This is a genomic window from Mycobacterium sp. (assembly GCF_052143115.1).
Lineage (GTDB): Bacteria > Actinomycetota > Actinomycetes > Mycobacteriales > Mycobacteriaceae > Mycobacterium.
This window is the reverse complement of sequence record NZ_JBKQTQ010000039.1, coordinates 26,115-34,993: the sequence shown is the minus strand read 5'-3', so window position 1 is coordinate 34,993 and position 8,879 is coordinate 26,115. Positions and strand designations below refer to the sequence as shown.

The 8,879-nt window shown below is 66.1% G+C and carries 7 protein-coding genes; 1 reads left to right on the top strand and 6 read right to left on the bottom strand.

Annotation, left to right across the window (positions count from 1 at the left end):
- The 5 genes from eccCa to ACLQI9_RS04110 all read right to left on the bottom strand — a co-directional run.
- On the bottom strand, positions 1–1,903 hold a 1,903-nt coding region (gene eccCa / locus ACLQI9_RS04130), incomplete at its 3' end, for a type VII secretion protein EccCa (RefSeq protein WP_442391129.1).
- Complete coding sequence (gene eccB, locus ACLQI9_RS04125) at positions 1,900–3,486, bottom strand: type VII secretion protein EccB (protein ID WP_442391127.1); 1,587 nt, start codon at positions 3,484–3,486, stop codon at positions 1,900–1,902. The genes eccB and eccCa, both read right to left, overlap by 4 nt.
- Positions 3,483–5,303 (bottom strand): type VII secretion AAA-ATPase EccA, encoded by a 1,821-nt coding sequence (gene eccA / locus ACLQI9_RS04120; protein ID WP_442391135.1) that lies wholly within the window; start codon positions 5,301–5,303, stop codon positions 3,483–3,485. The genes eccB and eccA overlap by 4 nt, the downstream gene beginning before the upstream one ends.
- A gap of 301 nt (positions 5,304–5,604) precedes the next feature.
- The gene (locus ACLQI9_RS04115) at positions 5,605–6,504 is read right to left on the bottom strand and encodes a class I SAM-dependent methyltransferase (RefSeq protein WP_442391125.1); all 900 of its coding nucleotides are present in this window, start codon (positions 6,502–6,504) and stop codon (positions 5,605–5,607) included.
- Between the two features lie 130 nt (positions 6,505–6,634).
- On the bottom strand, positions 6,635–7,537 hold the full coding sequence (locus ACLQI9_RS04110; RefSeq protein ID WP_442378354.1) for an oxygenase MpaB family protein: 903 nt from the start codon (positions 7,535–7,537) through the stop codon (positions 6,635–6,637).
- A gap of 80 nt (positions 7,538–7,617) precedes the next feature.
- Between ACLQI9_RS04110 and ACLQI9_RS04105 the strand changes: the two genes are divergently transcribed.
- Positions 7,618–8,256: a TetR/AcrR family transcriptional regulator gene (locus tag ACLQI9_RS04105; RefSeq protein WP_442378355.1), complete on the top strand. Its 639-nt coding sequence runs from the start codon at positions 7,618–7,620 to the stop codon at positions 8,254–8,256.
- Positions 8,257–8,271: 15 nt separating this feature from the next.
- Here the strand turns inward: ACLQI9_RS04105 and ACLQI9_RS04100 are convergent, their stop codons facing one another.
- Positions 8,272–8,847, bottom strand: coding sequence for a VOC family protein (locus ACLQI9_RS04100; protein WP_442378356.1), 576 nt, complete (start codon positions 8,845–8,847; stop codon positions 8,272–8,274).
- Positions 8,848–8,879 lie beyond the last annotated feature (32 nt).

Genomic DNA, 8,879 nt, shown 5'->3' with positions numbered 1-8,879 from the left:
GCGTCTGCGACGCGAACAGGATGTGGATCCGGAACGAGCGGCCTTTGCGCGCAACGTAATCGAACAGCTCGGCGTACTCGGGGTGGTCGGCGAGCATCAGGGTGAACTCGTCGGCGACCACGAACAGCGTCGGGATGGGCGCCAGATCATGTCCGGCGGCGATCGCGTTCTCGTATTCGGTCACCGAGTTGAACGCGCTGCCCTGCACGTTCCGTCCGGCCTCACGCAGCATCATTTCCCGACGCGCGACCTCACCGCGCAGCGTGTCGGCGAACCTATCGGCCAACGCCTTCTTCTCGGCCATGTTCGAGATCACGGCGACGACCTGCGGGAAGTTGCGGAAGATATCGGCGCCGGCCTCACCTTTGAAGTCGGCGTAGATCACGATCAACCGGTCAGCGGAGTGAGTCGTCAACAGCGACAACAGGATCGACATCAGCGTTTGCGACTTGCCCGCGCCGGTCATGCCGATCATCAAGCCATGCGGACCCATCCCGCCCTCGGCTTCGTCCTTGAGGTCGAAGATCAGCGGCTCGCCGGTCGCGGTGACACCGATCGGAACCCGCAGCTCGTCGTCGCGGTGTCGTGGTGCCCACATCGTCGGCACGTCCAACCGGGACGCGTCCGGGATTCCCAACAGCGTCGTAAATGCCGCGCCGCGGGTCGCGCTCGATTGCAGGCCGCTGTGGGTCGGGTTGGAGTCCCACCGCGACAGTCGGCGCGCGAGGTGGCCGGCGTCGTCAGCGCCCAGCTGGTCGACGCTGTCGATGTAGCGCTGCCAGCCGCCGGTGTGCCAGCGGTCGATGGCGGCGTCCGCAATCCGCAGGATCGGCCGTTCGGGATCTGAATATTGCTCGCGATGGGGTGCCTTCGCCGATCGATGCACGACGGTGACCCCGGCCCGGCCGACCGCCAGTGCCGAGCCACCCAGGTCGTAGTCGGGATCGTCAATCACGATCACTAAGTGCCGCAACGCATCACCCGGCCCGCCGGTGAATGCCGGGCGGTCGGTCAGCGCCGGGCCGAGCAGCGCGGCCAGCTCGTCGGGTTTGGTGGACAGGTAACGGGCCGGGCCGACGCCGTCGAGTTCGCCGGGAACGTCGACGTGCGGCAGCCACTTGAGCCACGACCATTCCGGCGCCTCGAGATCCGGAGCAGCCACCGCGACGCCGAGCACCGTCGGGTCGTGCCAGGTCACCGCCTGAGCGATCCACGCCCGTATCGCCCCGCGCACCTCGTCCCCGTCGCCGAGCACGGTGATCCGGGACACCTTGGTCAGGTCGATACCCGTCGGAACATCGCGGACGGTGCGCTGGGTGTCCAGCAGGCTGCGTAATGCGCTGTGCGACACCGGTTCCAGGTCAATCTCGTCGGCGGTGTCGTTGACCCGCAATGCGGTGTCCAGCGTTGCCGAGTGCAGGCCGGCCCGCACCACCAGAAAGTCGGCGTCGTGGGGGTCACGTTCCCACTGGCGCCGTGAGCCGGGTATCGCGGCCAAATCTGTCGGATCAGGATGCGACCACTCGGCCGCGACACGTTGATCGGCGGCCTGAGCCCGGATGTTGTCCCGAACCACCGACAGGTAGCGCAAATAGTCGGCCCGTTCGGCGTCGACTTCCGCGGTGCGGTTCTTGTTGTCGCTACCGCGGTAGAACGCGGTGGCGGCCAGCAGCAACACGAACGGGAAGAACAGTGTCTGCGGGGAGATCAGCCGAATCCCGGTGGCTACCAAGGCGACGATCATGCCGACGATCAGCAGCACGATCACCACCGGCAGGGCCCGTCGCAACATCGACGGCGGAATCACCCGGGGCAGTTCCGGAGGTGCTTCGATGTTGATGGTGCCCTTGCGGGTGGCCGGTGGTGGCAGCCGTCGGCGGGCCTCGAAGATCAGTCGGCTCACCGGTTCTCCCCCTGCGCTGCGGTACGACCGGGTCGGGAATCTGGCGCCAGGCCGTCGTGGGCGAGCAGTGCGTCGGCACGTGACAACGTCGGGCCGGGCGCGAACAACGACAGCACCGACCACGGGATCGGAGTCGGCGGCGGGTTCAGGCCAAGGACCTCAACGGTTTTGGCGGGCCCATTGACACCAGCCTGGTTGGCCTCATTGTCAACGCCGAAACGTACCCCGGTGTCGGAGACCCAGAACAGCGAGCCGGCGGCCGGCGAAGCCGCGTTTTGGCCGACGGTCGCGGTGAAATACCCGGTCCCGGGCGCCATCGCGACCCGGCTCGCGGTGCCACCGGTTCCGGCGCCGACCAGGTCTTCGGTGTGCACCGCCTCCGACACCGGAAGCGCCGAACCGGTCAGCAACGTCAGCGAATTCGTGGTCGCGCCGGCCGGCTTGTTCCAGTGCGCGCAGGTGACCGGATCGTGGGCGGCGTCGACCAGGCTGATCCGCTGATCGGGAAAGCGGCTGGTGTCCAGCATCCGGGACACCGGCAGCTTGGCGACCTGATCGGCGCTCAGCCGCGGCGGCTGATCCAGACCGTACGAGTTGGAGTTGCGCAGGACCGCGGCCAGCACCGGCGAGATCGCCTGCAGGCCGTCGGGCAGCACCGCGTAGTAGAGCATGCTGTTGGCTGAGGTGGCATCCAAGCCATGGGATTCGACCACGGCGCCGATCGGTGCGGGCACCGGCAGGCTGAACCGCGGTGGGCTTCCGGCGTCCGGGATGGCCGGCGCCGACAGTGGCGAAGACTCGGGGACCGCGTTGAACAGGCCGACGGCGATGGGCCGCGGCGCAGGTATGTCGCTACCCAGGCCCATCGCGCCGGTAACTGCGTGGTCGGCCAGGTTGATCCGGCTGCGGCGACCGTCCCACAGCAGCCAGGTGCTGGTGCCGTCACTGGCCAATACGGCGTGTCCGGCGCTCAACGGGGCGGCCCGGGTGCCGGTGCTGTCCGGGGTTCCGGCGATCACCGTGACCCCGGCGGCCGGGCCAGCGATGGAATCGCACACTGTCCAGTCGGCGTCCTTGCTGGTGTTTTGCACCATCCGCTCAGGGGCACCCGGAATACCGATCAGGTTGCCGCGCGGAATCTTGTCCAGCTCACTGCTCTTCACGGTTGTGGGGTTCACCGGCCGACCGACGATCAGCCGGGCCGACGTCAGATTCAGCACCGGGTGCAGTTGATCGCCGACCCGCACATACAACGCGGCGGTGGACCGGTCGGCCAGCACCTGGTTATTGGCCGCCGACCCATTGGGCCGGATCAGCGAGAACACGAAGCAACCCACCAGCGCGGTGATCACCATCAGCACGCCCATCAGCAGCGCGCGAGTCTGGGTGCGCAACGGCTCGACCAGCATCCGGGTGTCGTGCAACGCGATGCCGGATGCGATCCGGCGCATCACAAATCGCCAGCCACTCACCTGATGGCGGGTGACAAAGCCGCGGCGGTAGACCACCTTGTCGGGATTGTCGTTAACCGGGGTACGCGACGCGAACGAGCGTCGGTCGTCGCCGGGCTCGCGGCTCGTCATGCCGGCACCTCCAAGCGGAGACCTTCCAGCAGCCCCGGCACCGTGTTGGCCAGGTCGGCAGCGGTGATCGTTATGAGCTCCTCGTCGGTGAATTCACCGGTTTGTGCGTGTTCACTGTGGTCCAACCTGAATTCGCGTTCTTCTTCGGACTTTTCGACGACGTTACGGACGAACCGGCCGTTGCCGGCGATATCCAGACCGCGGCGTTCTACCCCCGCAGTATCGGGTTTCGTGATGTTGGCCAAGTGGGCGAACAATGCTTCCAGATCGTCGAGCGCAGGCTGTTCGAAGGCGCTGTCGCGTTTTTGTGCCATGAAGTTGGCGATCTCGATCAGCTCGGCGGGTTGGTACGACGGGAAGTCGATGGTGCGAGTGAACCGCGACCGCAGACCTTGGTTGGTGTCGAGGAACCGATCCAGGTCGGCGCGGTAGCCGGCGATGATGACCACCAGCCGATCGCGGTCGTTCTCCATCCGGGCCAGCAGCGTGTCGATGGCCACCAGACCGAAGTCGTTCTTGGCGCCGGTGGCCACCAAGGCGTAGGCCTCGTCGAGGAACAGCACACCGTCGAGTGCGCTGTCGATGATCGCGTTGGTCTTGGCCTCGGTCTCCCCGATGTGCTGACCGATCAAATCGGCGCGGTGCACCTCTTTGATGTTCTCCTTCTTCAACAGGCCAAGGCCGCAATAGATTTTCGCGACGACACGGGCGATGGTGGTCTTGCCGGTACCCGGCGGCCCGGTAAAGACGAGGTGGTGGGTGCGCTGCGCCACCTCCAGCCCCCGCTCCTTGCGTACCAATTCCATTGCTACCGCGCTCTTGAGCCGCGCCACCTGGTCTTTGACCCTCTCGAGGCCGATGAACTCACCGAGCTGGCGTTCTGCCTCGGACAGCAACACGGCTTTGCGTTCCTGGGCTCCGGGGTCGACGAAATCGCCGGGCGTGGGCTCGGTGGCCGGGTCCCACGGGTCGATGCGCGCGTCGATGCGATCCGCCGTGGTGGGCACGATCCCGAAGCTGGAATCCGTCAGTGCCTCTGCGACCTGGGCGTTCTCCGGGTTGGCGGCGTAGAGGTCCTGCAGCACCTCTCGTGCGGTGTCCTCGTCGCCGTCGGCGCGCAGCGCCAGCGCCTTGGCCAGCGCGCCGTCCACCACGGCGACAGCGACCGGACCGTCGGGCTCCTCGAGATAAGACAACGCCGCAGCAAACATGCCCAGCCGCGCCAGCGAGATCCCCAGGGCGATCTTGACGGCATGCGCGAAGCGCTCGTCGAGACCGGGGTCGTTGACGATCGGCGACAGCAGCTTGACCACATCCGCCCAGCGCTCAGCCCGGTACTGGATGGTGGCCGCGACCCAGCGGGCCTCCCGCGAGCTCGGCCGACGTTGAGTGACGTCGATGACCAGTTTGTGCGCGTCGGCGAATTGCCCCTCGGCTGCCAGTGCCGCGGCGTACGCGAGGTGAAAGTCGTCGGGTGCGGTCGCGCGGAACTGTAAATACAGCCCGGTGTCGTAGTGGAACCCCAGGGCGCCCGGCGCGAGTTCCGCCTGGCGCTGCAAGAGCCCCGCGGTCGCCGCCGCGCCCGAAATCGCTTCCAGCACACGGGTAGACGCGTCGCCGGCGGCGGCCAGCCCGACCCAGGCGTCGCACTGGTCATGGGCGATACGGGTGAGCGCGGTGAACCCGGACCGGGCGGCGGCCAGGTCGGCCGGTCGCTTTCGGTCGTAGACGGTCAGCCCAAGCGCCCGGCAACAGTTAGCGAATCGGCTCGTTAGGTCGTCATCCACCCGGGCCGTCGCCGGCCGTGTGGCAACCATGCCGGTGTCAGCGGTTTCCACGCCCCGTATCCCTTCAGACATAGTGTTGCCTAAGCTAACCTCGGGCCGAAGTTAGCATTGCATAAGCTAAGTGTCGAGATGCACGGATTGGGTCGATTCGTGGTCTCGGTCGCGGCGTCGCGGAAAGCCAACCGCTGCACGTCAGTCCACAAAACAGCCTCCCCGCGACGGCCTCCGGATCGCCGGCGAGACGCAAGGCTCCCCGACGCCGTCGGCACGATCGAACCGCAGCTTAATGAAAATGGGTGTCATTAGCGGCTGACTCTACGGCATAGCTTCTTCACTTTTTGACGGCTCTGACTAATCTGTTGCGGGCGACCATCGGCCCGGCCTCGACATCCGGTCCCGGAACCGGCCGGCCCACCTCGCGCAGGTAGTCGGCCAACGGGGTCGCCACCGCGGTCCAGCCGTGCTCGTCGAACCACTGATCGGCCGGAGCATGCCGCTCGTTGTAGAGCAGTTGGAAGAACACGCGCTGGTCGGCGGTGGCCGCACGCTCTTTTGCGACGGCGGCCGCATAGTCGTCGGGCGCCATCGGTGCGCCATCCTCCACGGCGACGTGGCTGGCCGGGGTGGCCAGCGCGTCGATGCCGGTGAACAGTTGCTGCTCGGCATCGGCCGGGAGATAGATCAACAGACCTTCGGCAATCCAGGCCGACGGCTTGGCGATATCAAATCCGCTGTCCCGCAATGCTTGCGGCCAGTCCTCGCGTAGGTCGATGGCAACCTCACGGCGTTCGGCGTTGGGTTTGGCTCCCTGTTCGGCGAGAACCTCACGCTTAAAATCGAGAACCTGAGGACGGTCCAACTCGAAGATCGTCGTCTCGGCGGGCCACGGCAGCCGATAGGCGCGGGAGTCCAAACCCGCGGCCAGGATGACCACCTGTCGGACGCCGGCGTCGGCGGCACGTCGGAAGTAGTCGTCGAAATACCGGGTGCGGGCGCCTTGGAAGTTGACGAAATACTCGCCCCAGTCAGGCGTTTTCAGTTGGTGTTCGGGAAGTTTGCCGTCCAGCACGTCGGCCACGTTTCCTCCCACGGCGCGACAGAACACTTCGGCAAACGGGTCGACAGCCAACGGGTCGGGTTTTTGCGCCTCCAATGCTCGAGCGGTGGCCACGAATAACGCGGTCGAACCGACACTTGTGTTGATGTCCCAGTTGTCGTTGTCAGTACGCACGGGAACCGACCCTACGCCCGCCCAGCAGCACGCTTTGTCGCCTGCAATCGCCCGGTCCAGCCACGACGGCATTCAATACGACGTTGTGTCGTAGAACAAGACCCCGTCCCCGTAGGGGGTACTTGCTCGGCTACACCAACGGCCGGCCGGCCTTTATCCGTCGGTCCAGATCCCACAGCAGCACGTTGAACGGGAAGCGCCGCACGAACCGCGGCAGCGCGTTGTTCATTGTCCGGAGCATGGCGATCAACCGGTCAAAACGGCGCTGCTTCGCGGCATCCCACGAAAATCGCATCTCGTCGCGAAAGCGTTGCGGCAGAAAGCCCGTGGTGAGCAGCAGCGCGAGACGTTCCGGCAGCCGGCGCAGCGGCTCCGGCAGCGTCACTGCGCGCACTCGACCCACGGCGATCGGATACAGGTAGTCGCGGACGCTGTCGTCGATGTGGACCTTGTCCAGTTGGTCTTGCCAGTAGCGGTCGAACGCGGCTCGATCCGGCGGCCACATCTCCGGTGGCACCTGCAAGGTGGTGCCGAGCACCATACCGTCGCGGTAGTGGCGGTCGGCGTCCTGCTCGTCCAGCTCGCCGACGAACATGCGATAGAAGTCGACCCCGCCTTTGTACAGGCACGCCGCCACCCACAGCTGTAGGTCCGGGTCGAACGCGTTGTACTCCACCGGGCTGTCGGGTGTCGAGTAAACCTGGGCATGCGCGCGGTTCACCGCGCGGCGAAACGCCGCCTTCTGCGCGTCGCTACCGGCCATCGCCACCGCAACATAGGTGAAAGTGGTGCGGGCCCGCTTGATCGGATGCAAGTCGACTCGGCCGCTCTCGACGCGGCTCTCCATCACGCCGTAGCCCACGCCTGGCCGGGCCAGCTGCATGATCACGTTCGCCGGGCCGAGCAGCAGCGCCATGCCCATCAGCCCGTCGTCGAAACGGACTTCTCGGCGCGTGCGGCGGCGCGTCAACCGGGCTATCGGCGGATCGCTCATCGCGCGCTCGACATGGCTGATCGGCTCGCTGACCGTCATCGGACACCTACCCGCTAATTGTGAGAACGCCTGTTTCCTGATATTGCGGCTTGGCGCGGACCGATGTCAAGATGGGATTCATGGCCTCAGCCCCGACCACGAGCGCACGGCCATACCGTGGCGTCGAGGCGGCCGACCGCTTGGCAACCCGCAGGTCCAAGTTGCTGGGGGCTGGCCTCGATCTGCTAGGCGCCGATCGGCAGGACGCCGCGGAGCTGACTGTTCGCGGCATTTGCCGGCGGGCCGGCCTGGCCGCTCGCTACTTCTATGAAAGCTTCGCCGACAAGGACGAGTTCGTCGAAGCGGTCTTCGACTGGGTGATTGCCGACCTGGCCGCCACCACGCAGGCCGCGGTGGCCGCCGCACCGCCACAGGAGCAGACCCGCGCCGGCATGGCCAACGTGGTCCGGACAATCGGCGGCGATCCGCGGGTGGGCCGTCTGCTGTTCAGCGCGCAACTGGCCAACGCCGTGCTGGTGCGCAAGCGTGTCGAATCCAACGCGCTGTTCGCGATGCTCTCCGGCCGCCACGTCGAAAACGCACTGCACGTACCGGAGAACGACCGGATCAAGGCGGCCGCGCATTTCGTGGTCGGTGGGGTGGCGCAGACGATCAGCGCCTGGCTGGCCGGTGCGGTGCGGCTCGATCCCAATCAACTCATCGACCAGCTCGCGTCACTCCTCGACGAGCTCGCCGATCCGAGCCTGTACAGCGACTGAATCCGGAGCGGTGAGCTAATGGGTGGCCGGGATGCGGCGATCGGCCGCCGTCCTCGGCACGGCCGGCGTATCGGTCGTTGTGAATTCTTTTGTCCAGCAGGCAAACTCAAGGGTGATTCCGTCGGGATCCTGGAAATAGAACGACCGCACGTAGACACCGGAATGCAGCGTGGCCGACACCTGCTTCTCGCTTTCATCGTGGTTGAGCACCGGGCCGACCCGAACGCCCTTGGCCTTGAGGCGCTGACGATACTCGTCGAACTTCTCCGCCGGGACATGGAACGCCAAGTGGTTCATGGTGCTGACCGCACTGGTGATCTCCCCGATGCCCGGAATGGCGGCCGGCGACGAGAGGCCCGGCACCCGATCGGGCGCGTCAGCGAACCAGAAAAACGCCACGCAATCACCGTTGCCGGCGTCGAAGAAAAAGTGCTGTCCGTCACCCTCGGGCAGGTCGAGCGATTTGATCAACGGCATGCCCAGGATGTTGGTGTAGAAGTCCACCGTGCGGGCCATGTCCGAGCAGACAAGCGCGACATGGTTGATCCCGCCGAGTTGGAACTCGGAATTGGTGTTGTGCGGTTTGATCATCTCCCGGCCCCCTCCCTCGGCATTGCGCATCG

Bases quoted from the DNA above. Each gene is read 5' to 3' on its own strand.
- eccB (WP_442391127.1), bottom strand. From the start codon at position 3,486: ATGACGAGCCGCGAGCCCGGCGACGACCGACGCTCGTTCGCGTCGCGT.
- ACLQI9_RS04105 (WP_442378355.1), top strand. From the start codon at position 7,618: ATGGCCTCAGCCCCGACCACGAGCGCACGGCCATACCGTGGCGTCGAG.
- ACLQI9_RS04100 (WP_442378356.1), bottom strand. From the start codon at position 8,847: ATGATCAAACCGCACAACACCAATTCCGAGTTCCAACTCGGCGGGATC.
- ACLQI9_RS04110 (WP_442378354.1), bottom strand. From the start codon at position 7,537: ATGACGGTCAGCGAGCCGATCAGCCATGTCGAGCGCGCGATGAGCGAT.
- eccA (WP_442391135.1), bottom strand. From the start codon at position 5,303: ATGGTTGCCACACGGCCGGCGACGGCCCGGGTGGATGACGACCTAACG.